Consider the following 22,993-nt stretch of genomic DNA (forward strand, 5'->3'; position numbering starts at 1 on the left):
TTAGCAAATTTTTCTGAAGAGTCTTAGACTTCTTCTTGCATTTGGTAGTAAAGTTGGCGCTTGGCCATGAGTTGGTCGTGACTCCCTTGCTCTACAATGGCCCCATGATTCATGACAATAATCAGGTCCGCGCTGCGAATAGTAGCCAAGCGGTGGGCAATGACAAAGCTGGTCCGGCCGGCCATAAGCTGGTTGAAGGCTTCTTGGACCTTGAGTTCGGTATAAGCGTCGATGGACGAGGTCGCCTCATCCAGCAATAAAACCTTAGGTGGCTTAATGAAAATTCGAGCCAAGGCCAGCAATTGGGCCTGACCTTGCGACAGTCCCCCACCCTGTCCTGACAGGATAGTGTCATAGCCCTGGGGCAGGAGTTCAATAAAGTGATGGGCCTTAGCCGCCTTAGCTGCAGCGACTACCTCCTGGCGACTAGCATCTGGTCGGCCAAAGGCAATATTGTCATGGACCGTCCCCGTGAAGAGCCAGGTTTCCTGGGGCACCAAGCCAAGTTGGTCCCGCCAAGATTGTCGTCGATAGGTCGCAATAGCTTGGCCATCTAGCTCAATGGCCCCAGAGCTTGGCTCATAATAGCGCATGAGCAGGTTAATCATGGTCGATTTACCGGCCCCTGTTGGCCCTACTACAGCTACCATACTGCCAGGCGGCACATGCAGATTGAAGTCTTGGATTAGGGGTTGGGCTGGGTCATAGGAGAAGGCCATGTCGACAAAGTCAACAGCGCCTTGAACTTGGTCTCCTGCTAGATCAAGTCTTGCACTTTCAACCAAGCTTGGTAAATCCAGAATTTGGTAGAGACGTTCGGCACAGGCAATGGCCCCCTGAAGTTCCGATAAGACGGAGGAGATATCATTGAAGGGTTTGGTGTACTGGGTGGCATAGGCCAGAAAAGTCACCAATTCCCCTACCGTAAACTGGCCGCCCACTACCCGACTAGCCCCCACTCCAATTAAGAGGGCATAAATCAAGGCATTGACGAAACGGGTCATAGGATTAACCGTTGAAGAATAGAAGGTCGCCCCCAAGCTTGCCTGGCTATAGACCTGGTTCAAGGTTTGAAACTCGTCAGCTAGGAATTCCTGGGCATCTAGTTGCTGCAGCAAGGTCATTTGGCGAATGGTCTCTTCTACCCGCTGAGCCTGGTCACTCCGGGTCTGAGCTTGGTCCCGATAGCGGTGATAGCTTTGTTTGGCGATAAAACGAGCAATGAAGAGGGAGACTGGGGTCAGAATGACTACCAAGCCAAAGAGGACCAAGTCCATGCCCGCCATGAGATAGAGGGTCACGCCAATAGTGAAGAGGCCACTCATGAGTTGGGTGAAGAGCATCATAAGGCCATCCGTTAATTGCTCCAAGTCGTTGGTCAGACGGCTGACCAAGTCTCCCAGCCCAAAGCCATCAAGGGCAGGCACCGGACTAACTTGGAGCTGGGCCATGACCTTTTGTCTTAGCTCGGCCATATGGCCATAGACCAGTTGATTGTAGAGCCAAGGATTAAGCCACTGGAAGGCAATGGTTAGGGCAATAAGCACTAACATTTGGACCAGCAAATCTTGCAGGACTTGCGCTTGCCCTGTCCCAATCCAGTCAATGGCCCGACCAATCAAAACGGGTAAATAGAGGACGAGACCGGCCTGGATTAAGGTAGACAGCAAGGCTAGGCTCATGAGCCATGGTCGACTAGCCAAGCCTTTAAGTAGACGTTTCATTACTTGACCTTGTGTCATTGGCGGTCACCTCCCTGGCTTTGGGTCTGGACTAGGGTCCGGTAGTATGGATTGGATTGAGCCAAGTCTTGGACTGGGCCATAACCCGTTGTCTGACCATCTTCTAAGACCAAGATTTGGTCAGCAAAACGCAAGGCATTCAAGCGCTGCGAAACCATGATGACCATGAGGTCAGGCCGCGCCGCCTTTAGGCCAGACAGGAGGCGACTTTCAGTGGCATAGTCCAGAGCTGAGGTCGCATCATCAAGGATCAGGCCTTTTTTGGCCTTAAGTAAGGCTCGGGCCACAGTCAGTCTTTGCCGTTGGCCACCCGATAAATTATGACCAAAGGCTGTGACTTGGGCATCCAGTCCGCCCTTTTCGGCAACAAAGTCTGCTGCTTGAGCCAGGGCCAAGGCCTGCCATAAGTCCTGGTCACTGGCCTTGTCTTGGGCCAAGAGCAGATTAGAGCGAATGGTCCCTTTGAAGAGTTGGGCTTGTTGAGGCACCCAGGCTAAATCTTCAGCATCTGGCCCCACTAGGTTACCCTGGTCAGCTGGTAAGATACCCAGTAGGAGTTTGATTAGACTAGTCTTACCTGCCCCGGTTACCCCGGTCAGGCCCAGCCACTGGCCTTCTTGAAGCTGCAAGCTAACCTGCTTAATGGTTGGCATGGGACTGCCTGGGTAGGTGTAGGACAGATACTGCGCCTGCCAGGTCGAATCGGAAGTGTCTCGCGTCACTTGGCTACTTGTTTTCTGGCCTGGGTCCTCTTCTGGCATAGCCAGGACTGCTTGAATTCTCTGAGCACTAATCCAGGCCTTGTTGAGGTTACCTAGGACAATGGTTGTTTTAATCAACTCACCCAAAATCAAGGTCAGATAGTTGACTAGAGCAACTAGCGCCCCTTTGGCTAAGAGCCCTTGATCCAGAGCCCAATCCCCTTGCCAGAGGACTAAGACCGTGGTGACATTAACGACTAGGTAAGTCAGCGGATTAGTTAGAGCTGCTAGGAAGCCGGTCTTTAATTGATGGCCAAGCAAGTTTTGATTAACCTGGTCATAAGTAGTCAGATAGCCATCTACCTGATTAAAACTCCGGATAACCCGATAACCCGCCATGCCTTCTTGGGTAACTTGGACTACTCGGTCAGTAGCTTGGCGAATCTTGGCATATCCAGGCGCTGTTAGCCCCATTAAGACTGCCAAAATCAGATATAGAACCAGAATCATGACTAAGAGATAGCTGGCCAACTGGGCATTGAGTTGCCAGGCCATATAGGCCGCCCCGAAGACAATAAAAGGTGACCGCAAGAAGAGACGGAAGAAGATATTAAGCCCCGTCTGCACTTGATAGGTGTCATTGGTCACTCGCGTAATCAAACTGGATTCCCCTAGACTCTGGCGCTGGGACTCGGACAGGCGACTAATCTTTTGATAGAGGGCCTGGGTCAATTGCCGGGTATAGCCAATGGCCGCCTTAGCCGAAAAATACTGGGCGGTAATGGCCATGAGGACACCGGCCAGGGCCAAGCCCAATAGCAAGGCAATGGAGCCCCAAATGGCACCGTCACCCGTCAAGATGCGGTCAATGATTTGGGCCACTACCAAGGGAACGGCTAATTCAAGAAGGGCTTCCGCCAACTTAAGCAAGGGCCCCAAGAGGGCAACCCCACGGTAGCCCTTAAAAAAAGACCATAAGGATTTCATCGGATGGCCTCCTTTTCATGAACTAGGACCTGCATAAGTTTCTCTTGCAAGGTAGACAAGGGTAGCTGGCCAACATCCTCTGGCGCCACCCAGCACCAGCCTTCTTGGAGGGGACCGCTTGTATCCAGCCGCAAGCCAACTAACTGTACCTGCCAAATGCGGTGGCTGAAGACATGCTTGACTTGGCCTAGGGCTGGACTGACTACTTGGCTACTTAGGGGACTATCACCCTCTACCAGGGCCTCTTCTCTTAGCCAATCTAAGAGTGGCTCAGTCAATTCGGCCGCTGTCACTTCTTCATAGACCATGCTTTGTTCCAGCATGGGGAAGTGCCAAAGGCCCGTCAGGAGTTCAGCCTCCCCATGTCGGCGCAGGAGCCAATTGCCTTGGCTATCAAGAACAAAATAAGCGGTCAAATCATGCCGGGTTTGTTTGACTTTTTTGCTCTTGACCGGATATTGGTCAGAATCCCCAACTTGATAGGAAGCATCATAAGCAGCCAAGGGATGATTGTCTGGCCGGGGATTGCTTGGTGTCATGACACAGGCACCCAAATCCATCATGGCCTGATTAAAATCTCCCGGCCGGTCTGGGTCAATCAAAATATCCAGAATTTCCATAAAGACCTTACGACTTTTAGGCAGGGCAATATCGTCTTTGAGCCGGAAGAGGCGAGCTACAATCCGGAAGAGGTTGCCGTCCAGAGCCGGCGCCACCCTACCAAAGGCCATGGAGGCGATGGCAGCTGCCGTATAGGGGCCAATGCCTTTGAGACTTAAGAGGCTGTCAACTTGGTCAGGCATCCGACCGCCAAAGTCAGCCATAACTTGTTGAGCCGCTGCCTGCATATTACGGACTCGGCTATAATAACCTAGTCCCTGCCAGAGATTGAGCAGGGTCTCTTCTGGCGCTTGAGCTAAGTCGGCCACTGTGGGCAAGGCCGCCATAAAACGTTGGTAATAGGGAATAACAGTAGCCACCTGGGTTTGTTGCAACATAATCTCGCTGACCCAGATGGCATAGGGATCCTGACTCTTACGCCAGGGCAAATCACGTTTATTTTTATCGTACCAGGCTAGGAGGTCTTTCCGAAAGGCATGGACACGGGCCTGGTCCCAAGCTACCATAGCTTGAGGCCAGCTACTTCTAGAATTAGTCATATATAGAGCTTCCTTCCTACTCACATTCTCATTTATTATAACCAAAAAAAGCCCGAGAACCAAGTTCAATCACTTGTTTCCCGGGAAGGAAGATACTTAGTTAAAATGACGTGTTACCACCTGCAGACGGTCTGCTAAGAAACCTGATACAACTGCTTTGAGGATATCACCTGGTACAAAGATCAAGGCAGTCGTCACTGCTTTAGTTAAATCCATATGCGCGAATTGCACGAAGCCCCAAATCCCCATGACCGTTACAATTGGAACGGTGATGATGAGGGTTCGCAAAGCATAAGAGACAAAGCTTGGCTTTTTGCCCTTGAAGATAGACAACAAGGTATAGGCAATTGGGAAGGAGAAGAGGTAACCCCCTGCTGGCCCTACAAAAGAGGCAAATCCACCGCGACCACCAGCAAATACCGGTAAGCCTACAGCCCCTAGCAATAGGTAGAGTAAGATAATCGCTAAGGCTTGTTTAGGTTTATAGACCAAACCAATCAAGCAGAGGGCAAAAGTCTGCATGGTAATAGGTGCTGGGAAGCCCCACAAGGGGAAGGACAAATAGGAGCAGACGATTAAGACTGCCAAGCCTAAGGCCATGCGGGTTAAGACGCGAACATCTTTAAAATCATTGAACATTAGAAAAACTCCTTTATTTGGGGCTAGGGCCCCTAGAATAATAGCTATGTTATGAGTATAGGCAATTCGCCCCTTAATGTCAACCTATCGACAGCGTAAGGTTGACGCAAAAACAAAAAAAGAACAGGCCACCCATCCTAACCATAAGAAAAAGGCTGAGACCTAGATCCCAGCCCCTCCCTACTATGGGTTTTGACTATTGCTTGTGCTATTAGCCGGTTGAAGCTTCAAATCTTCGCTAAGCGTCTGAATCAACTTAGGCACCAAATTGAAGGTAACACTATAGGTGGTCACTTCAGGCGCTGGGTTAGCAGTTTGACCTTGCATTTGAGCCCCTTGAGTTTCTGGATCAGCTTGACCTTCTTGCCCCTCTTGGCTGGAGCTTGCAGAATCCACTACTGGTTTCTTTTCAGGAACGGAGATGGTTAGGCTATAGTCATGACCTTGCCAATGTTCCTGGTAGCGACTCTTGTCCAAGGCGAAAGTCTTGATAACATGGTAGGTTTGACCCGGTGCCAATTCCTTACCATAAACTTGGTTGGTTAAGACATAGTCACTATTAATCGGATCCCCATTAATAGTTAAGACTGTATTGCCATCAACTGGCAAGAGTGTCTTCTGTGACTTGTTAGTCACATCATATTCGACGGAAACAATCACGGCCCCATATTTAAAGTTACGGAAGGATTCTTCGTTGTAGCTATTTGGTTGGAAATCACTGACTTCCAAACGCGTAATCGTCACATCGATACCTTCATCACTTTCCTTAAGCTTAGGCTTATCGTCAGCCAAGACTCTCTTAGTCCCCCAGTATTCTGTGGTTAGACGGTCTGGTACATGAGTGGCAGATTCTTTGAGTGATTTAGCCGCTTCATCCTTAGCCGGCAAATACAGCAATTGCTCGTCACCCAAACTATTAACACTAATCCCGGTAATATCAGATTCGCTACGCTTAGGAGAAACTACCTTGATATAGAAGTAGCCATCTTCCTGAACACGTTTGACTGAACTAGCGCTTAAACCAAAGACTAGGTAGCCAGACACTGTTTGACCGGCATCAATGGTCCCCTTATTGTCAGATAAGGTTTGAGCTAGGTTGCCATCCTCTGCAGGGTAGAGTTGGTAACTTGGCGATACTTCTAAACTTGCCTCGTTATAAGATAACTTAAGCTCCTCAACCGGATAATGCACGGTTTCTTTGGTCTTGTTGGTGATAGAGACGTGCATGACCACTAATCCCCCACCACCTTCTTCAAAGTTGAACTCATTCTCTAGCTCTTTTTCAAAACTATTGACCGTGTAGAGTCTCAGCATATCCACTGTCACGGCAAAGTTCTGTTGGTCTGCCTTAAAATCATCATCTGTTTGGTAGAAGGCTTGGGGATTAATTTTTACCTGACTATTTTGCTTGAGCAATTCTTCTAATTGATTGTAGGCCTCACGACTAACCGAGGTATCCGCCTCTTGGAAGGAAGAGCTAGACTCGGCTGGGTCTACCATCTTGACTTGGCCACTGGAAGACGACTCAGTCTGAGCACTGACTAAGAGTGCGCCTTGGCTCAAGCCGGTCGCTAGGGCTAGACCCAATAGGGTCACACGTTTGAATACTTGTTTTACTGACATCCTATCACTACTTTCTTTCATTGCTAGCAAGTTCTTGGCTAGTTTGGTCTGTTGGAGCTTGGATAGCTTCTTTGGGACCATATGCCCCAGAACGCTCACGATATAATTCATAAAACTCACCCACAATTACCTTGATAACGGCGTAACCTGGCACCCCTAGGATGACCCCGACTAAACCGAAGGCCTTACCAGCAGATAAGAGAACAATCAGAATTGTCACCGGATGAATCTTGAGGTTATTACCCAAAACTTGTGGGGCAATAAAACGTCCTTCGATGGTTTGCTCGACCATCATGACAATGGCCACCTTCAGGACCATAACAGGACTGGTAATCAAGGCAATGATAAAGGCCGGAATCACTGCGATGAAGGATCCAAGGAAGGGAATAATATTGAGGAAACCAGACACGACCCCAAGGGCAATAGCATAGTCTAGCCCGACAATACTGTAACCAATAGAGAACATAATGGCAACACAGATTGCCACAATAATTTGGCCCCGAATATATTGGGCCACTTGATAGTGTCCTTGATACATCATACGAGATGCCATGGCACGGTGCTTAGTCGGCACGAATTTCAGAATATAATCGCCCAAACGCTGACCATCTGCCAAGAGATAATAGAGAATAATTGGCACGGTCAAGAGCCCCATAATGACGGAGGTCACTGCCCCTACCACGGATCCTAAACTACCGAAGGTCGAAGAAGCGAAACGACTCAGCTGCTCCGCCATACTGCGGAAATCAAAACCATCTAGGAAGGACTGTAGTCGTTGGGTGACTTCCTTATTCTCAGTCAGAAAAGGTGACTGATACAACATATGGTAGATTTCATCATAGTACTTAGGCAAACTACGAGCAAAGCTCAGAATTTGGGTCTGTAAGGTCGGCACAAGGGAGGCAATTCCCCAAGCTGACAATAGAATTAAGCCAATAAAAATAGCCCAAATGGCCCACTGGCGATTCATTCCCCGCGCTTGCAATCGATCTACTAGTGGATAAAGCAGATAATAGAGGACACCTGAGGTAATGATAGGGAAAGCCGCCACATCAATGACCACCCCGATTGGCGCGAAAACGTGTGTAATTCTAGTAAAGACCCAAATAATTAATAAAACCAATAGCAAAATCAGAAGACTGACTACCATCTGGCTATTTAGGAATTGACGGGTAAACCAAGACGACTGGCGTTTTGGTGTGTGTTCTTGCATAGAACTCCCTCCTTGAAATTTCTGTCATCTTATTCTACCATAAGGATAGGTGCCTTGTCTTAGATTTATACACGGCTAAGGCTATAAAACTCAAATCATTTGCGAAAGGACCTGATTTTATGACGGAAACCTATATCCTAGGTGGCTACACTAAGGGGCGCAACCAAGGAATTTCAAGCCTTGACTTTGACCCTGTTACTGGCCATTTAAGCGAGCCACAGCTGATTGCTAAACTCAATCAACCTACTTTTCTAGCCTATGCCAAGGAAAGTGGCACCCTTTTCGCCCTTCACCGTGGTCAGGAAGAAAGTGGCTTGGTAGCCTTTAGACACCAGGGTAAGGACTGGCAGGAGGTCAGTCGCCTACTCAATACCAAAATCCCTGGTTGCCATCTAGCAGTCCATGAAGCTAGTCAAACCGTCTATGTTGCTAATTACCATGAAGGCTCCGTTGATAGCTACCATTATGACCAGGCTGTCTTAAGTCCTTTCGAACGCCACGAACATGTGGGATCTAGCGTTCACCCTAATCAAGCCAGTGCCCATATCCATTTTGTCGGCTTAAATCCTGAGGGCGACCTGCTCTATGTCTGCGATTTGGGCAGTGACAAAATATATGTCTATGACGTAACCCCTAGCTCTGGTGCCCTCAGCTTGGTTCAGAGCTTTACCTGTCCACCAGGAACTGGTCCTCGTCACCTAGTCTTTCATCCGAGTCAAAATCTAGTATATGTCATTGGCGAGCTGGCTAATAGCCTTCTAACTCTAGTCCTTGATTCAAGCGGTCAACTTAGCTTGGTCCATCAGCTGGACATTCTAGATCCTGAATTTTTAGAATCTGCCGCTAGTGCTGCCATTCGCATCAGCCAGGACGGTCGTTTTCTCTATACTTCCAGCCGCTTCCATGATGTCATCTGCGTCTTTTCTTTGGCCGCCCCTCAACAGCCTCTTAAGATTCAAGAAATTGCCAGTGGCGGACAGATTCCACGGGACTTCGTTCTAAGCCAAGACCAGACTTACCTCCTTGTGCCCCACCAAGACACTGACCATATCGCTGTCTTCAGTCGCGATGCTGACAGTGGACTTGTCACCTTCATCGAGGCAGAGACCCAGGCGCCTGAATGTGTCTGTATCTATCCTATCTAACTTTGATATTAAAAATGTCTGGAACCCTTAATAGGTTCCAGACATTTTTTATTTGCCTTTAAATACTCCTAAGAAGTAGAGCACTGCTACTAAAATCCCCAAGGCTACGCGGTAGTAACCGAAGACCTTGAAGTCGTGTTTCTTGATATAACCCAAGAGGAAGTTGATGACTAAGAGGGATACCCCGAAGGCAATCAACATCCCTAAGATAAGATAAGTCGCTTCAGCCGCTGTATAGTGGAAGCCAAACTTCACTAACTTGAGGAAGCTTGCCCCAAACATGACGGGGATACTCATGAAGAAGGAGAATTCAGTCGCTACATAGCGTTTGGTTCCCATTAAGAGCGCCCCGATAATAGTAGCTCCAGAACGAGAAGTCCCTGGCACCAAGGCCAAGCACTGCCATAGCCCCATGAGGGCAGCATCTTTATAGCTAATGGCTTCTAAGCTATTGATACGGCTCGCTTTAGCTTTACGCTTGCCGGATTCCACCCAGATAAAGGCTAAACCGTAGACGGTAAAAGTAATCGCATAGACCCATGGCTTGTCGAAGTATTGGTCCATTAAGTCATCTAAGAGGAAACCCAGAACAAAGGCTGGCATAGTCGCCACAATCACCTTAGACCATAAAACCCAGGTGTTTTTCTTTTCTGCTGCTGACTTGCTTGGCGACAGCGGATTAAGTTTGTGGAAGAAGACCACCATTACTGCCAAGATAGCCCCCAACTGAATGACCACAAAGAACATATCCGTAAAGGCTTTGTTTAATTGTAGTGGCATAAAAGCATCCACTAAACGCATATGTCCAGTCGAAGAAATCGGTAGCCATTCGGTAATCCCCTCAACAATCCCAAGGATGATTACCTTCACTAATTCTATAATTCCATTCATATTTTAAGTCCTTTCTCTATAAGCTATCACCCATTATACACCATCTTGGCATTAAATGCATTGAACTTCTCGCAAAGAATGTGGTATGATAAGGACAAGAAATAAATTTCAAACACAAAGGAGATAGGATCATGTTTGGATTTTTCAAAAAGAAAAAAGAAGAAGCGGCTCCCGTTTCAAAAGAAGTAACACTCTACGCTGTCGCTGATGGCCAATTGATCAACATCGAAGAAGTAAACGACATCGTCTTCGCGCAAAAAATGATGGGTGATGGCTTCGCAATCGTCCCTTCTAATGGTGAAATTTCTGCGCCTGTTGCAGGTGAAGTGGTCAATGTCTTCCCTACTAAACACGCAGTTGGCTTCAAGTCTGGTGCCTTAGAAGTTTTACTCCACATGGGGATTGATACGGTGGCACTTAACGGTGGCCCATTCGACACCAAGGTTTCTGACGCTCAACACGTTGATGCTAACACCCTAGTATCAAGCGTTGACTTAGATCAGTTAGCAGCTGAAGGCAAAGACAATGCCATGATCGTGATTTTCACTAATGGTAATGATTTAGTAGAAAGCTTCGAACTCACTGCTTCAGGTCAAGTAAGTCGTGGCCAAGAAATTGGTAAATTAATCTTAAAATAAGCGCAAGCTGTTAGGAGCTAGGGATAATCCCTAGCTCTTTTTTGATTTGTTGATTATCAGAAAAGAGGCTAAAAACTTTGTTTTAGCCTCTTACTATTTATTATTTAGCCGGAATTTCGGTAATGCCATTCATGTATGGTACCAAGGCTTCAGGAATCTTAACAGAGCCGTCCGCTTGTTGGTAGTTTTCTAGGATGGCCACGAAGGTCCGCCCCACTGCCAAACCAGAGCCATTCAAGGTGTGAACATATTCCACCTTATCTTCTGCATTGCGGAAGCGGATTTTAGCACGACGAGCTTGGAAGTCACCGCAGTTTGAGCAAGAAGAAATTTCACGATAAGTATCTTGGCCTGGAATCCAGACTTCTAAGTCATAAGTCTTAGTTGCTGAGAAGCCCATGTCACCAGTACATAAGGTAATGACACGGTATGGTAGCCCTAAGGCTTGTAAGATACCTTCAGCATTTTGGGTCATGCTCTCTAATTCCTCGAAGGAATGATCTGGATGCGCATATTTAACCATTTCCACCTTATTAAATTGATGCAAACGAATGAGACCACGCGTATCACGACCTGCACTCCCCGCTTCAGAACGGAAAGAAGGACTCAAGGCAGTGAATTTAATTGGCAAGTTCTCAAGTGGTAAGATTTCATTAGCGTAATAATTAGTTAATGGTACTTCTGCTGTTGGAATCAAGGTCAAACCACGTTCGTCATTAACCCGGAAGGTGTCTTCCACGAATTTAGGATATTGGCCAGTCCCGAACATAGATTGATCATTCACCATGTATGGCGGGATAATTTCTTGGTAGCCATTGTGTTGGGTATGAGTATCCAACATAAAGTTATAGATGGCCCGCTCCAAGCGCGCCCCCAAGCCCTTGTAGAAGACAAAGCGACTACCTGACACCTTAGCCCCACGTTCAAAGTCGATAATATCTAATTTTTCAGCGATTTCCCAGTGATTAAGTGGTGTAAAGTCGAATTCGCGTGGCGTGCCCCAGCGACGCACTTCCACGTTATCTTCTTCGTCGGCCCCCACTGGTACCCCTTCAGCTGGAAGGTTAGGCAAACGATGCTCGATGGCTTCTAAATCTGCTTCGATTTGAGCCAAGCGCTCGTCATCACGCTTAATACGATCACCGATTTCTTTCATTTCAGCAATCTTATCATCTGCATTTTCCTTGTTACGTTTGAGTTGGGCGATTTCTCCAGACACTTGGTTACGGTATTGTTTAGCCCCTTCAACGTCAATCAAAAGTTCACGACGCTCACTATCTAGGCGGCGATAATTCTCCAATACCTCCCGATCTACACCACGAGTGGCTAATTTCTCTACCACCCATTCAAATTGCTCACGCAATAATTTACGATCTAACATCTCGTTTCCTCCTTTTAGTCAAATAACAAAAAGAGCCCTCGTCTTATTGGGACGAAAGGCTCTTCTTGGTTTCGCGGTACCACCCGATTTCAGGACATTATTCCTGCACTTAAGGCCTGTAACGGGGGCAACCGGCACTACTTGAGTCATAGGCTGCAGGGTTCTGGTGGATTCCAGGGCTAGTCCGTGATGATTCACACCAGCCATCATCTCTCTGAAGACGTCCTATCCTGTACTAGTCAAAACCGTCGCATCATTTATCTGCTTCTATACTATCACGAATCGGCTACTGGCGCAAGTCTACCAATTGAGATCGCGTGCCTTGTCCGTGTCACGATAGTGATGGGTGACATCCAATCCCTCAAAAGCTTGTTGTCTTAAAGCTTCATAAATGACGATATTGGCTGTATTGGACAAATTCAAACTCCGAACATGCTGGTCATTCATCGGAATGCGCAAGCAGTCCGCCTTGCGTTCCTCCATCAAGTCAGCGGGCAAGCCGGTTGTTTCCTTACCAAAGAGGAAGAATTGCTCGCCAGCGCTATTTTGAGCTAGGTCTGCTTGGCAATAAATGCGAGGCGCAAACTTGGTAATCAAGTAGAGTGGTCGCTCACCCACAAAAGCTAAGAAATCCTCCAAACTTTCATGGTAGTGAACTTCCACATGCTCCCAGTAATCTAAGCCGGCACGCTTAAGCATCTTATCGTCGGTCGAAAAACCCAGAGGCTTGATTAGATGGAGTGGCGTATTGGTAGCAGCGCAGGTTCTGGAAATATTTCCCGTGTTAGCCGGCATTAGCGGTTGATATAAGGCAATATGATTTTTCATAGGCTCTCCTTCTCAGTGGGCGCCTCTAGAGGTCGCCACAAAAAATCCCGCTGCCAAGAACTGACTAGCGGGACTTATCATTTAAAATTAAGCGAGTTTGAAGTCTACGCTGTAGATTTCGTCTGACAAAGCAGCCTTGTTAACAGCTTTAACGACAACATTTTCTTTCTTGCCGTCGAATTCTAATTCAAAAGCTTGGCTCAAACCTTGAGTTTTCAAGACAACGTCGAGTTCACGACGGTTAACTGTTAAAGAAACAGCCTCTGAACCTTTCCCGTATAAAGTTGCTGGAACTAACCCAGCTTCACGTACTTTTTTAGCTGAGCCAGAGCCCACTTTTTCGCGTAATTCTGCTTTTAATGACATGGTATTTAAAACTCCTTTTGCTTGCATTTTTTTATAAAGCGACTAGCGCTTTTTATTGGCATAATGGTATCTTACCAAAAAACGGCACAAATTGCTAGCTTATTCTACCCTTTTTTTATACAATAGTACTAGTTTTGTGCTCAGACAAGGTGGTGATTCCTCAATGAAACGGTTATTTAGCTTATTAAAACCTTTTGATTACCTGATCATTTTAGGGGTCATTGCCTTATCTTTCTTGCCCAATATCCTGACCTTCTACCACTATCAAGGCTTGAATAAACCTGAGGTAGTCAGCCAAGCTACTGAATGGTCCAGCACTAAGGAAGCACCTGCATCTTCCTCCACCTATGCCCTCATCAAAATAGACGGCAAGGAAGTGGACCGTTTCGACCTCTTTGAGGACGCTCCTCATGAAGAGAAAACCTACTACCCACATCCGGGACAGTATAACATTATTGAGCGTGATGGCAAACGAATTCGCGTGCGCGAAGATAACAGCCCTGATCAAATTGCGGTTAAAACAAGTTGGGTGGGCCGACCAGGTCAGGTTTCCATTTGCTTGCCCCACGGACTCATTATCGAGATTCATGGCGAACGTTCAACCGGTGGCCGCACTGACGCTAGTCAATCAACTAGCACTAGTTCAAGCCAAGAAGAAGAATTAGTCTTACCAAAATAAGGACTGGAAGTTTTCCAGTCCTTTTTGTCTACTTTAGGATAGCCTGGACTAGTTTTTGTAAATCCGGCACCACTTCTTGCTCAAACCAGGGGTGTTGTTTCAACCAACGTTGGTTGAGAGGTGAAGGATGGACTAAGGGAAAATAGTCCGGCAGGTAGTCCTGATAATGGGCGACTGTTTCTGTCAGATTGCTTCTTTTGCTCTTAGCCAAATAATAGTCCTGGGCATAACGGCCAACTAATAGAGTCAATCTAACCTCCGGTAATTGAGCTAAGATCTGAGGATGCCACTTAGCTGCAAAGCCCTTACGAGGTGGCAAATCACCGGATTTGCCTTTACCTGGATAATAGAAGTCCATGGGAAGAATTGCCAAAAGGTCAGAATCATAGAAAGTCGAACGATTCATTCCCAACCATTCTCGCAAGCGGTCACCAGAGCGATCATCCCAAGGTCGACCGGCTTCTTGAGTAGCTAAGCCCGGGGCTTGGCCCACAATCACTAGGCGAGCGGCTTTAGGTGCCGTAAAAAGCGGTTCAATCCCCGCCTTGCTATAAGCCTGGTTTTCTGGCGCTTGCATGATGGCATCGCGAATCCCTAAATTTTCTCTCACCATTTTTCCCTCCTCTTAGGATTTCAGATAGGCGACAACCGCATTAAGACCATAGCCATCTCTTCCATCGCGCCGATACGAATGACAACCTAAGGCTTGTTTAGTCGATACAGCCACGTCATACTGTTGTTCCAAAGGAACCCCCATGGCGAGGAAACGCTCCTTATTAATTCCTTTGGTATCTATGAGCCAGTGATGCTCATCCTCCTGCTTGAAGGCCTGGGGATGACTCGCTTCTAGGGGTTGGAAGCGACGATAGACATCTTCCTGTACCTGAAAATCTTCCATGCTAAGGGCGGGCCCGTAGGCAATCAGCAGATTAGATGGCCTCACATCATATTGGCTCATCATAACTTCTAAGGCTTTTTGGCCAATCGATTGGAGTGTGCCCGGCCAGCCAGAATGAACTAGGGCAAACACCTTTTTAACCGGGTCAAAGAGAATAATGGGAATACAGTCCGCAATCTTGACCATTAAGGCCAAATCGCTTGCCTCCGTTACCAAGCCGTCGTAGTCGCCTAGAGTCCGCAAGCCCCATCCCGTCCCCAATTGGCCAGCCCTTACTTGGCAGATATCAGCTCCGTGAACCTGGTGCACCTCCGCCAGGGGCATATCCGCTTTTAGAAAAGTTCGATTGACAACTTCTACGGACGCCTCCTTAAAATCAGGTTTAAAATTAAGCGGCTTACCAATAAAACGATGCTCCAAGCCCGCTTCAAGCAAGGCTGGCACCGTGTAGTAGTCGTAGTCAGACCCCTTTATATACTCGTAATCCATTCCCATGTCTCCTTTCCTAGCTTTGAGTCACTTGGTAAAGGGGCCAAAAGCCAGCTACTGCCTTAACTAAGTCCTCAACCAAATCTTCTAAGTCGCTATAGTCCGACAATGGCTGCATATCTTGACGCAATAGCACCTTTCGTACCTGCCCGGCCTCATAGGCTTGTACCAGCTCTTGCCGGTGATCTTCACTTGTGGTCATGCGTCGTGTTTGCTTATCCGAGTCCTGAACCCAATAATAGGCATCTTGTGGTGCTGGTACTTCTAAGATTCGCGCCTGTTGGGCTAGCGTCTGCTCTTGGCGACTTCGTTCAATAAAACTTAACTCCAAGCAGACGGTAAGCGCCCCTTGATCCGAAACTAACCGCAGGGCAAAGCTTGGACTAGCCGAGCGATTTTCGGGCGGAAAATAATAGACCCAAAAATGAGGTCGAGCCACTTGAGCTTGATTCATCCAGGCACTTACTCGCCCCTGAGTCCAATCTGGAAAAGCTTGCCCAAAGGCAGTCGCCAATTTCGAAAAAGCCTGCCGGGCCGCTTGGCCACTTCTTTTGAGGTTTTCCATGTCCTCAATTTCTATTGGATTATCTAGTTTAGCCGGATTACGATAGTGCTGACCTTGATAAGTCAGATAGTCTGTCAGCGACTGTACCCACTTCATCATTTCACTCCCCTTTTACCCTATTATATCAAATTATGACTTAGTCCCCCTAGCTTGGCGCTTCAAAATTACAAAAGACACGACCAAAGGAGAAAGGTCGTGTCTTTAATTCGTTATGCTCCAAAGGGTGAGCCTACCCCCGAGCTATCAAGATTATTCAGTTTCTTTTGGCTTGTAGCTTGCAAGTCCTAAACCAGCTAAGAGGCAGAGTGTTGCAGCACTAAAGAAGAAGTTACTTGCTTCCCCAGCAGCTGGTAATTGCCCATGTTTTGCCTCATTAGCATTGCCTGTAGGGCTCTGACTAGTAGATGCCAAACCAGGTTCAGCTGGTGTTTGTTGAGGTTGACTTGTTTGGTTTCTATCTGCTTGCTTTGATCCAACCTCAACCGCATAGAGTGAGAAGTGAGGCGCAGTCAAAATAACCTTGCGTCCATCTTCTGACATACGGAAATCCACTGCTTGTCCTGGCTTACCTTGATCATCTAAATGATAAGCCTTGGCTACCGTCCCATCTACTGGAATGGCTACTTGGGCTGGTCGTTGGATTTGAACGCCTTGGCCCATCTTATCTTGGAAATGAATCTCGTAGACCAAGACATTGTCAGGTAAACCAGGCACCTTAACCCGTCCCACATGTAAAGACACTACTTGCTTGCCTAAACCTTCTGGTGGGATGGTGACACTAACCCCCGTATCCTTGTCATTATCTTCAAAAGTTACAGTACCATCTGGGTTGTAGGTAACATTTACTCCTTGGCTACGATAGAGTGGTACTGTCACATCAGCGTCTGACGGATTAGTTGGTTTATCTGGCTCAGGCGCCACAGGATCAGTTGGATGGTCAGGTTCTGGCGTCACGGGGTCTGCAGGACTAATCGGCAAGGTAACACCTTCAACCTTGACTGGTAGACCATGCAAACTTTCAATATGGCCAGACTCTAACCCCGTCACACTTACCTTGTCATGCACTGTTTCGGCACTAAAGAGTAGGGTTTTGCTAGATAGTTGTGTGTAGAATCGCGCCGTCTTACCGTTTGATAAGGTCAAAACTGGCCAATCATTCACTAGCACTTCGTGGTCAAAATTCACTGCAAAAATCTTGCTATCATAGTGCTCGCTATTCAAAGCCTTGACTTCGTTGGCTTGAACTGGATCTTTGGTAATAAAGTCCCAATTAACTGTCTTGTAGGATAGGGTAAAGTCATTTTGAGTCCCTTCCTTGTGTTCATAGAGAATCCCATAAACACCTGGCGACACCTCTTGAAGTGAGTTGTAGGCATAGGACCCTGGCTGAATCAAACGATGGTGCAACCAGGTTAAGCTCCCATCCGATTCTACACGAGCTAAACGAATAGTCCCTTCACTTCGAGAATTCCCTTCCCCATTAGCATTAGAGAGGACAATATACTCTTGTCCTTGATGGTGGGTCGAAATGGCCGCTAATTGAACATATGAATCATGCACATCTTGATAGTAATCCAATTGTTTGGCCCAGGTCTGACCGCCATCATAGCTGGTCGCCACTTGCAACTGGCCAAATAAGCCACGCATGAAGAGTTTCACCTGTCCATTATCAAGTTGAACGGCTGAAGCTTCTGTATTTTGATACCAGTAATCATCCATAGTGCTTGAATGTAAGGTGCCGTCTTCAATTGGCAAATTATCATTGACCGCCTCTCCCATGTGCCAGGTTTCCCCATGATCATCAGAATAGATGACTCGAGAAGATTGAGAGCCACTGAGGTGGGAGACAAAGTTAGTTGAATAGGTTGGCACGATAATGCGACCAGCATGGGGACCAGTTCGAAGTACTGTTCCCGTCCCAGGTCCTACACCCAAGAATTTCATCCAATCGGCTTTGACCATTGGCGTAATATCTCGCGGTGCTGACCAAGTCTTACCATCATCATCACTGTATGATAACCAGAGATAGTTGTCTTTGGCTACTCGGAAAGGTGAGGTCTTATTGCTGGTGAAGTAGACATTACTTAGGAGATTTTCCCCTTGGTAGAGATCACCTTTATCCTCATATTTTGGTTTAACTGGCTCTACTACTACTCGATAGTCAGTCTTAGTCCCATCGGGAGCATAGACATGACCGTGTTCCCGAATGGTGTAGAGCCCCTGCTCCCCTTCACGATAAAGCACTTGATAGGTCTTACCATCAATGGTCTGATACATGGTTTCCTTTTGCTCAGACATGCCGAAGATGCCTCGGCCTTCTGGGAACATATCATAAATTGAGAAAATGCGTTTCGTTTTTGGATCTTGAACCAGCACTTGGTCGATTGTCACAGGAGAGGCTTGGTCTGCTCGTTCAGGATTAGGATTATCGCGTAGGTTAGCAATATGGATGCGGTCACCCCAGGTCTTACCGCCGTCCTCGCTACGTCGTACCACCATCCCGATATCGCCCCAGTCAGAAGCGTGAAGTCGTCGTTCGTCAGCAGCAGCAATTAAAGTCCCCTTATCAGTCTTAAGCAAAGCAGGAATACGATAGCTGGCAATGCCGTCAGCATTCGGTTGGCCACTGTGACCACTCTCGAAGACATCCTTTTTATCCGAAATCTCTGCTCCCGGTGCTGGCTCTAACTGTAAAGGTTGACGCTTGAATAGCTGGCTACGTTCCCCCACCTCTTCTTGTGATAAGGCGCGATTGTAAATGGATAAGTTACGGACTGTCAAATCACTACCCCAACGTAGGTCATTCCCTCTACGTGTCTTACCAATTTGTAGATCTGTCAAATCAGGCATATCACTTAGAAATTTACCTGATACTGGGCTAGTTCGTGACAAGACCCCATTGACATAGAGGCGAACTTGTCCTGTTTCTTTGTTAGGATCTGGACGTTCCACTGTAAAAGTCACTGAATTCCATTGGCCTGGCGTCACTTTAAGGGGCGCATCACTATAGCTTCCATAAAACTGCTCACCTTGGCGACCACGAGCTTCCACCAAGGCAGTCCCATTATGAACGGCAAGGGTGAAATATTCATTTACAAATTTATTACTCGAAGCAGAAAATAGATTATAGAATTGCGGGGCCTTCTCACTTGGTTTGAATTCCATATGAATGGTGGCATTAGTCAATTTTTTCAGACTTTCAAGATGCTGACTTAAATCCACCCGTTGATTATTTTCTTGATTGGTTGCGACATCATTTTGTTCTAACACTTGGTTTTCACGCCCCACTTCTCGCACGATTTCATCACGTTGAGGTTGGCTGGATTCTTCGGTTTTTTCAGAACTTGAGACCGAGCTTTCTTCCTCTGCTTTGGGGGAGCTTGCATCAGTCGCTGGGACTTCTTCAGGCTTGCTAGTTTCAGAAAGCTCATTCACTTTTTCGGAAACGTTTACATTTTCAGGTTGACTAATGGACTCCGTTGTACTTGCTTGAGGGATTTCTTGAGCCGCAACAGTCGTTTGAGGTGATAAAAAGAGGACATGTCCAATGACAACTGAGAAGACTCCCGTCGCTAATTTACGAATGGCGAAGCGAGACCGGCGATCAAAAAGATGTTTTGCTTGTTTACTCATGTTAAGCCTCCAAATTATAGGGATTTTGGGTTGCTGATACGACAAAATCTGGCTACCAGGGTAGCTAGCATAAAACTAGCTCCCTAGTAGTCAGGTCTTGCATAGTGTGAGTGATTATTTAACAAATTCCGCCCGAGCGGCTTGGATCATGGCGTGCGCCTTGTCAACAACAGCTAGGTCTTCTGGCCCAACACCCGTTAATGGTGGACGAACAGAACCACAGTTGAGGCCTTCGCGCTTGAGGATTTCTTTCTGTACGGCATAGAGGTTAGCTTTACCACTGACCAAGGTGAAGATGATTTCATCAATGCGGCCTTGGATAGTGAAGGCTAGGGCTAAATCGCCTGCTTCTAGGGCTGCATTAGCTGCTAAGAAGAGTTCTGGCATTACCCCATAGGTACCACCAATCCCCCCGTCAGCCCCCATAACACGACCACCAATGAATTGCTCGTCTGGACCGTTGAAGACAACGACTTCACGATCACCAGCCGTCAATTTCCAAGTGATTAAGTCTTGAACTGGCATAGAAGAGTTCTTAACCCCAATCACTTTAGGATTTTCCAACATGGACTTGAACATGCTAGGAGTCAAGGCATAACCTGATAGTTGCGGAATGTTGTAAATGATGAAGTCAAGCTCTGTGGCATCAATCATAGCATTCCAGTAATCCTTGATTGAATGTTCTGGTAGGCGGAAGTAAATTGGTGGAATCGCCGCTAAGGCATCTACCCCTAGGCTTTCCGCATGCTTAGCTAAGTCAACTGAATCACGTGTAGAGGTAGCCGCGACGTGGGCAATGATGGTCATCTTGCCACCAACTGCCTTCATGACATTTTCTAAAACTTGTTTGCGCTCTTCCACATTTTGGTAGATACATTCGCCAGATGAACCGCCAACGTAGAGACCTTTGACCCCTACTTCTAGATAATGTTTGGCAAGTGCTTGGGTGCGTTCTGGACTGATATTGCCTTCATCGTCATAGCAGGCATAGAAGGCTGGGATAATTCCTTTGTACTTATCGAATTTTGACACGTTTAAGACTCCTTTGGTTATGCAACCGGTAATTTTATGACTAACTTTTTATAGGTGCTGGCCTGACCTAAATGACGGGCAGGCTTATGAGCATCTTCTGGAAAAACCACACAGGCTTGTCCAGGGTAGAGTTTAACAATGGTTTGGATTGGACCGTCTAAAAAGGCAATGTCCTTTTCGGCATCGTAGGCGGTGACTTCATTCAGCTGACATGTCGGGGCCACAATGAGATATTCATGTCCTTCTAGCGGCACATGGATATCTAACCATTTCCGATGGGCCTCATAATGCGATGCATCAACCGCACCCAGCTCTCCATCTTGAATGAAGAAGTAGCCACCCTCGAAATCATAACGGCCGATAGCTTCTTGAGCTAAGCCATTGAATGTATCGAGTGCTGCTTTAATGTGGGGAATACGATCGCTGTATGCTTGAAGACCTTGTAATTGATCTACAATCATCTTTTCACCTCCTCTTTGCCAACAACAGTTTATTTATCGGTATCTAAGGCTTCTTCGCGAGGATCGTGTAGGGGTCGCCCGCGTCGAATGAGAAAGAGTACCAGATTATAGGTAACACTAGCCGCTACAATTGGCATATAGGTAAAGAGGTAATTCTGTAGGAACATGTCTGCCGTAAATTGTTTTAAGGCGACCATTCCCATGAGAATAATAATGGCTACCGCATTGATTATGAGTGGCGCAGTATAGTAACGCTTGGCTACTCGGTTAATCAGGTAGGTTGCCAAGACTGACAAGCCCATGAAGAAGATTCCATAGAAGAACCAGCCAATAATCAGTTGCTCCAGGGTCATATCAGGCCCTCCTTTCTCTTTCTCGCTTTTCTTTAGTTTACTACGCTAACGAAGCGTTTAGCAATTTCTAGTGGTCGTGTAATAGCGCCACCTACAACAGCTGTGTGAATCCCTTGGGCGAAAGCTGTCGCTAGGTCTTCTGGTGTATGAATCTTACCTTCAGCCACGATTGGAGTATGGGTTTGTTCCACTAAGGCTTTCATTAGCTCAAAGTTAGGGCCAGTGGTTTGGCCTTCCGTATACGGCGTATAACCATTCATTGTGGTCCCAATCAAGTCAAAACCTAGGCGTTCAGCATTCAGTCCCTCTTCCAAAGTGGAAATATCGGCCATCAGCAGTTGATTAGGGTATTTGGCTTTGATTTGAGCGATGAACTCATCCAAAGTCTCCCCAGCTCGCTCACGTAAGGTAGCATCTAGGGCAATAATATCAGAACCAACTGCTACTAACTCATCCACTTCTTGCATGGTGGCGGTAATGTAGGAACCATAGCCTGGATAAGCTCGTTTAATAATCCCAATCACTGGCACATCAAAGGCTTCCTTAATCTGGGCAATATCTGTAACCCCTTGAGCCCGGATACCGACGGCTCCAGCTTCAATAGCTGCTTTGGCCATGAGAACCATGACCCCACCTTCTTCTCGGTAGAGCGGTTCGCCAGGTAAAGCCTGACAGGAAATAATTAGTTTTCCTTTTAATCGTTCAATCGTTGGATGCATTTTGCTCACTATCCTTTCACCGCCCCGACCGTAATACCTTGGGCAAAGAAGCTTTGGAACATCAGGAAGACAATAATCATTGGCAAGGAAGCCAAGAGCGCGCCAGCCATGAGGACCCCATAGTTAAGTGAGAACTCAGCAGATTGAGCCATAGACGCCAAACCTAAAGGCAAAGTCTTCATTGTTTCTGAGTTAGTGAATACCAATTGAGAGAAATAGTCATTCCAAGAGGAAATGAAGGTGAAGATAGCCAAGGCACCAATACCTGGTTTAACAATTGGTAAGACGATATTGACGAATTTCTTGATTTCACCACATCCGTCAATGTCTGCAGATTCTAAGAGAGAATCAGGTACAGAGTGGGAGAATTGCTTCATGAGAAAGATCCCGAAGGGCCAACCGACAGCCGGCAAAATCAAGGCGCGGTAGGTATCCATGAGTTTAAGATCCGTAATCAATTGAAGCAAAGGAATCAAGATAACTTGTTTTGGCAAGGCCATGGCCGCGATAAATACGGCAAAGAGTAAGCCAGCGCCTGGGAAACGTTTCTTAGCTAAGGCATAGCCTGCTAAGGAAGCAGTCGTGCAGACCAAGATGGTTGTTACCACTGAAACGAATACAGAGTTGAAGAACCAACGTGCAGTCAACGGCACTAGGAGTGATTTGAAGTTATCTAAAGTTGGGCTCATCGGGAACCATTCTGGCGGGATGGCAATGGCGACGTCTTGAACCTTAAAGGCACCTGTTGCAATCCAATAGAATGGGAAGATGAAGAAAATGGTCAAGAATGCCAACAATGTGAAGGAAATAATGTTGTAGAGACCGAATTTTTTGAATTCCATGTTAAATC

Annotated in this window: 22 protein-coding genes; 3 read left to right on the top strand and 19 right to left on the bottom strand. The window is 46.9% G+C overall.

Annotated elements, in window-relative coordinates; translation table 11 throughout:
• Nucleotides 1–23 precede the first annotated feature (23 nt).
• The 6 genes from GCWU000182_RS02000 to GCWU000182_RS02025 form a co-directional block, all read right to left on the bottom strand.
• Nucleotides 24–1,742 (bottom strand): ABC transporter ATP-binding protein, encoded by a 1,719-nt coding sequence (locus tag GCWU000182_RS02000; protein ID WP_023391067.1) that lies wholly within the window; start codon nucleotides 1,740–1,742, stop codon nucleotides 24–26.
• Complete coding sequence (locus GCWU000182_RS02005) at nucleotides 1,739–3,430, bottom strand: ABC transporter ATP-binding protein (protein WP_023391068.1); 1,692 nt, start codon at nucleotides 3,428–3,430, stop codon at nucleotides 1,739–1,741. Before GCWU000182_RS02005 ends, GCWU000182_RS02000 begins: the two co-directional genes overlap by 4 nt.
• Nucleotides 3,427–4,590 (bottom strand): A/G-specific adenine glycosylase, encoded by a 1,164-nt coding sequence (gene mutY, locus GCWU000182_RS02010; protein WP_035363911.1) that lies wholly within the window; start codon nucleotides 4,588–4,590, stop codon nucleotides 3,427–3,429. Before mutY ends, GCWU000182_RS02005 begins: the two co-directional genes overlap by 4 nt.
• 96 nt (nucleotides 4,591–4,686) lie before the next feature.
• Nucleotides 4,687–5,229, bottom strand: coding sequence for a biotin transporter BioY (locus tag GCWU000182_RS02015; protein ID WP_023391070.1), 543 nt, complete (start codon nucleotides 5,227–5,229; stop codon nucleotides 4,687–4,689).
• A gap of 183 nt (nucleotides 5,230–5,412) precedes the next feature.
• Nucleotides 5,413–6,852 carry a DUF5068 domain-containing protein gene (locus tag GCWU000182_RS02020; protein WP_035363913.1) on the bottom strand — a complete coding sequence of 480 codons (1,440 nt, stop codon included), beginning with the start codon at nucleotides 6,850–6,852 and terminating at the stop codon, nucleotides 5,413–5,415.
• A gap of 7 nt (nucleotides 6,853–6,859) precedes the next feature.
• The gene (locus GCWU000182_RS02025; RefSeq protein WP_023391072.1) at nucleotides 6,860–8,065 is read right to left on the bottom strand and encodes an AI-2E family transporter; all 1,206 of its coding nucleotides are present in this window, start codon (nucleotides 8,063–8,065) and stop codon (nucleotides 6,860–6,862) included.
• Nucleotides 8,066–8,184: 119 nt separating this feature from the next.
• On the opposite strand from GCWU000182_RS02025, the gene GCWU000182_RS02030 reads away from it, so the two are divergent.
• Complete coding sequence (locus tag GCWU000182_RS02030) at nucleotides 8,185–9,210, top strand: lactonase family protein (RefSeq protein ID WP_023391073.1); 1,026 nt, start codon at nucleotides 8,185–8,187, stop codon at nucleotides 9,208–9,210.
• A gap of 48 nt (nucleotides 9,211–9,258) precedes the next feature.
• Here the strand turns inward: GCWU000182_RS02030 and GCWU000182_RS02035 are convergent, their stop codons facing one another.
• Nucleotides 9,259–10,101: an undecaprenyl-diphosphate phosphatase gene (locus tag GCWU000182_RS02035; RefSeq protein ID WP_023391074.1), complete on the bottom strand. Its 843-nt coding sequence runs from the start codon at nucleotides 10,099–10,101 to the stop codon at nucleotides 9,259–9,261.
• A gap of 131 nt (nucleotides 10,102–10,232) precedes the next feature.
• Here GCWU000182_RS02035 and GCWU000182_RS02040 point away from each other — a divergent pair, with 131 nt between their 5' ends.
• Entirely contained in the window at nucleotides 10,233–10,739 is a 507-nt protein-coding gene (locus tag GCWU000182_RS02040; protein WP_023391075.1) for a PTS sugar transporter subunit IIA, read from the top strand.
• 100 nt (nucleotides 10,740–10,839) lie between these two features.
• Here GCWU000182_RS02040 and serS read toward each other — a convergent pair whose 3' ends face one another.
• The 3 genes from serS to GCWU000182_RS02060 form a co-directional block, all read right to left on the bottom strand.
• Entirely contained in the window at nucleotides 10,840–12,120 is a 1,281-nt protein-coding gene (gene serS, locus GCWU000182_RS02045; protein WP_023391076.1) for a serine--tRNA ligase, read from the bottom strand.
• A 300-nt stretch (nucleotides 12,121–12,420) separates the two neighbouring features.
• Nucleotides 12,421–12,948, bottom strand: a complete 528-nt coding sequence (trmL, locus tag GCWU000182_RS02055; protein ID WP_023391077.1) for a tRNA (uridine(34)/cytosine(34)/5-carboxymethylaminomethyluridine(34)-2'-O)-methyltransferase TrmL — start codon at nucleotides 12,946–12,948, stop codon at nucleotides 12,421–12,423.
• Nucleotides 12,949–13,035: 87 nt separating this feature from the next.
• Entirely contained in the window at nucleotides 13,036–13,314 is a 279-nt protein-coding gene (locus GCWU000182_RS02060) for a hypothetical protein (RefSeq protein ID WP_051372913.1), read from the bottom strand.
• A 163-nt stretch (nucleotides 13,315–13,477) separates the two neighbouring features.
• Between GCWU000182_RS02060 and GCWU000182_RS02065 the strand changes: the two genes are divergently transcribed.
• Nucleotides 13,478–13,993 (top strand): NusG domain II-containing protein, encoded by a 516-nt coding sequence (locus tag GCWU000182_RS02065; RefSeq protein WP_023391079.1) that lies wholly within the window; start codon nucleotides 13,478–13,480, stop codon nucleotides 13,991–13,993.
• A gap of 28 nt (nucleotides 13,994–14,021) precedes the next feature.
• Here the strand turns inward: GCWU000182_RS02065 and GCWU000182_RS02070 are convergent, their stop codons facing one another.
• From GCWU000182_RS02070 to GCWU000182_RS02110, 9 genes are all read right to left on the bottom strand, one after another.
• The gene (locus GCWU000182_RS02070; RefSeq protein WP_023391080.1) at nucleotides 14,022–14,606 is read right to left on the bottom strand and encodes a uracil-DNA glycosylase family protein; all 585 of its coding nucleotides are present in this window, start codon (nucleotides 14,604–14,606) and stop codon (nucleotides 14,022–14,024) included.
• A gap of 12 nt (nucleotides 14,607–14,618) precedes the next feature.
• Nucleotides 14,619–15,380, bottom strand: a complete 762-nt coding sequence (locus tag GCWU000182_RS02075; protein ID WP_035363918.1) for a polyphenol oxidase family protein — start codon at nucleotides 15,378–15,380, stop codon at nucleotides 14,619–14,621.
• 16 nt (nucleotides 15,381–15,396) lie between these two features.
• On the bottom strand, nucleotides 15,397–16,044 hold the full coding sequence (locus tag GCWU000182_RS02080; protein WP_023391082.1) for a hypothetical protein: 648 nt from the start codon (nucleotides 16,042–16,044) through the stop codon (nucleotides 15,397–15,399).
• A 150-nt stretch (nucleotides 16,045–16,194) separates the two neighbouring features.
• Complete coding sequence (locus GCWU000182_RS02085; protein ID WP_023391083.1) at nucleotides 16,195–19,578, bottom strand: sialidase family protein; 3,384 nt, start codon at nucleotides 19,576–19,578, stop codon at nucleotides 16,195–16,197.
• Nucleotides 19,579–19,692: 114 nt separating this feature from the next.
• Nucleotides 19,693–20,610, bottom strand: coding sequence for a dihydrodipicolinate synthase family protein (locus GCWU000182_RS02090; protein WP_023391084.1), 918 nt, complete (start codon nucleotides 20,608–20,610; stop codon nucleotides 19,693–19,695).
• 17 nt (nucleotides 20,611–20,627) lie between these two features.
• A complete protein-coding gene (locus tag GCWU000182_RS02095; protein ID WP_023391085.1) occupies nucleotides 20,628–21,071 on the bottom strand; it encodes a YhcH/YjgK/YiaL family protein in 444 nt (147 codons plus the stop codon).
• Nucleotides 21,072–21,100: 29 nt separating this feature from the next.
• Nucleotides 21,101–21,424 carry a hypothetical protein gene (locus GCWU000182_RS02100; protein WP_023391086.1) on the bottom strand — a complete coding sequence of 108 codons (324 nt, stop codon included), beginning with the start codon at nucleotides 21,422–21,424 and terminating at the stop codon, nucleotides 21,101–21,103.
• Between the two features lie 32 nt (nucleotides 21,425–21,456).
• The gene (locus GCWU000182_RS02105; protein WP_023391087.1) at nucleotides 21,457–22,143 is read right to left on the bottom strand and encodes an N-acetylmannosamine-6-phosphate 2-epimerase; all 687 of its coding nucleotides are present in this window, start codon (nucleotides 22,141–22,143) and stop codon (nucleotides 21,457–21,459) included.
• An 8-nt stretch (nucleotides 22,144–22,151) separates the two neighbouring features.
• Nucleotides 22,152–22,985, bottom strand: coding sequence for a carbohydrate ABC transporter permease (locus GCWU000182_RS02110; protein ID WP_023391088.1), 834 nt, complete (start codon nucleotides 22,983–22,985; stop codon nucleotides 22,152–22,154).
• Between the last annotated feature and the right edge of the window lie 8 nt (nucleotides 22,986–22,993).

Origin of the sequence: Abiotrophia defectiva ATCC 49176 (genome assembly GCF_000160075.2) — a bacterium.
Taxonomy (GTDB): Bacteria; Bacillota; Bacilli; order Lactobacillales; family Aerococcaceae; genus Abiotrophia; species Abiotrophia defectiva.

Excerpts from the sequence above, each read along its gene's own strand:
- GCWU000182_RS02000 (WP_023391067.1), bottom strand. The coding sequence starts at position 1,742 with ATGACACAAGGTCAAGTAATGAAACGTCTACTTAAAGGCTTGGCTAGT.
- GCWU000182_RS02005 (WP_023391068.1), bottom strand. The coding sequence starts at position 3,430 with ATGAAATCCTTATGGTCTTTTTTTAAGGGCTACCGTGGGGTTGCCCTC.
- mutY (WP_035363911.1), bottom strand. The coding sequence starts at position 4,590 with ATGACTAATTCTAGAAGTAGCTGGCCTCAAGCTATGGTAGCTTGGGAC.
- GCWU000182_RS02015 (WP_023391070.1), bottom strand. The coding sequence starts at position 5,229 with ATGTTCAATGATTTTAAAGATGTTCGCGTCTTAACCCGCATGGCCTTA.
- GCWU000182_RS02020 (WP_035363913.1), bottom strand. The coding sequence starts at position 6,852 with ATGTCAGTAAAACAAGTATTCAAACGTGTGACCCTATTGGGTCTAGCC.
- GCWU000182_RS02025 (WP_023391072.1), bottom strand. The coding sequence starts at position 8,065 with ATGCAAGAACACACACCAAAACGCCAGTCGTCTTGGTTTACCCGTCAA.
- GCWU000182_RS02030 (WP_023391073.1), top strand. The coding sequence starts at position 8,185 with ATGACGGAAACCTATATCCTAGGTGGCTACACTAAGGGGCGCAACCAA.
- GCWU000182_RS02035 (WP_023391074.1), bottom strand. The coding sequence starts at position 10,101 with ATGAATGGAATTATAGAATTAGTGAAGGTAATCATCCTTGGGATTGTT.
- GCWU000182_RS02040 (WP_023391075.1), top strand. The coding sequence starts at position 10,233 with ATGTTTGGATTTTTCAAAAAGAAAAAAGAAGAAGCGGCTCCCGTTTCA.
- serS (WP_023391076.1), bottom strand. The coding sequence starts at position 12,120 with ATGTTAGATCGTAAATTATTGCGTGAGCAATTTGAATGGGTGGTAGAG.
- trmL (WP_023391077.1), bottom strand. The coding sequence starts at position 12,948 with ATGAAAAATCATATTGCCTTATATCAACCGCTAATGCCGGCTAACACG.
- GCWU000182_RS02060 (WP_051372913.1), bottom strand. The coding sequence starts at position 13,314 with ATGTCATTAAAAGCAGAATTACGCGAAAAAGTGGGCTCTGGCTCAGCT.
- GCWU000182_RS02065 (WP_023391079.1), top strand. The coding sequence starts at position 13,478 with ATGAAACGGTTATTTAGCTTATTAAAACCTTTTGATTACCTGATCATT.
- GCWU000182_RS02070 (WP_023391080.1), bottom strand. The coding sequence starts at position 14,606 with ATGGTGAGAGAAAATTTAGGGATTCGCGATGCCATCATGCAAGCGCCA.
- GCWU000182_RS02075 (WP_035363918.1), bottom strand. The coding sequence starts at position 15,380 with ATGGATTACGAGTATATAAAGGGGTCTGACTACGACTACTACACGGTG.
- GCWU000182_RS02080 (WP_023391082.1), bottom strand. The coding sequence starts at position 16,044 with ATGATGAAGTGGGTACAGTCGCTGACAGACTATCTGACTTATCAAGGT.
- GCWU000182_RS02085 (WP_023391083.1), bottom strand. The coding sequence starts at position 19,578 with ATGAGTAAACAAGCAAAACATCTTTTTGATCGCCGGTCTCGCTTCGCC.
- GCWU000182_RS02095 (WP_023391085.1), bottom strand. The coding sequence starts at position 21,071 with ATGATTGTAGATCAATTACAAGGTCTTCAAGCATACAGCGATCGTATT.
- GCWU000182_RS02100 (WP_023391086.1), bottom strand. The coding sequence starts at position 21,424 with ATGACCCTGGAGCAACTGATTATTGGCTGGTTCTTCTATGGAATCTTC.
- GCWU000182_RS02105 (WP_023391087.1), bottom strand. The coding sequence starts at position 22,143 with ATGCATCCAACGATTGAACGATTAAAAGGAAAACTAATTATTTCCTGT.
- GCWU000182_RS02110 (WP_023391088.1), bottom strand. The coding sequence starts at position 22,985 with ATGGAATTCAAAAAATTCGGTCTCTACAACATTATTTCCTTCACATTG.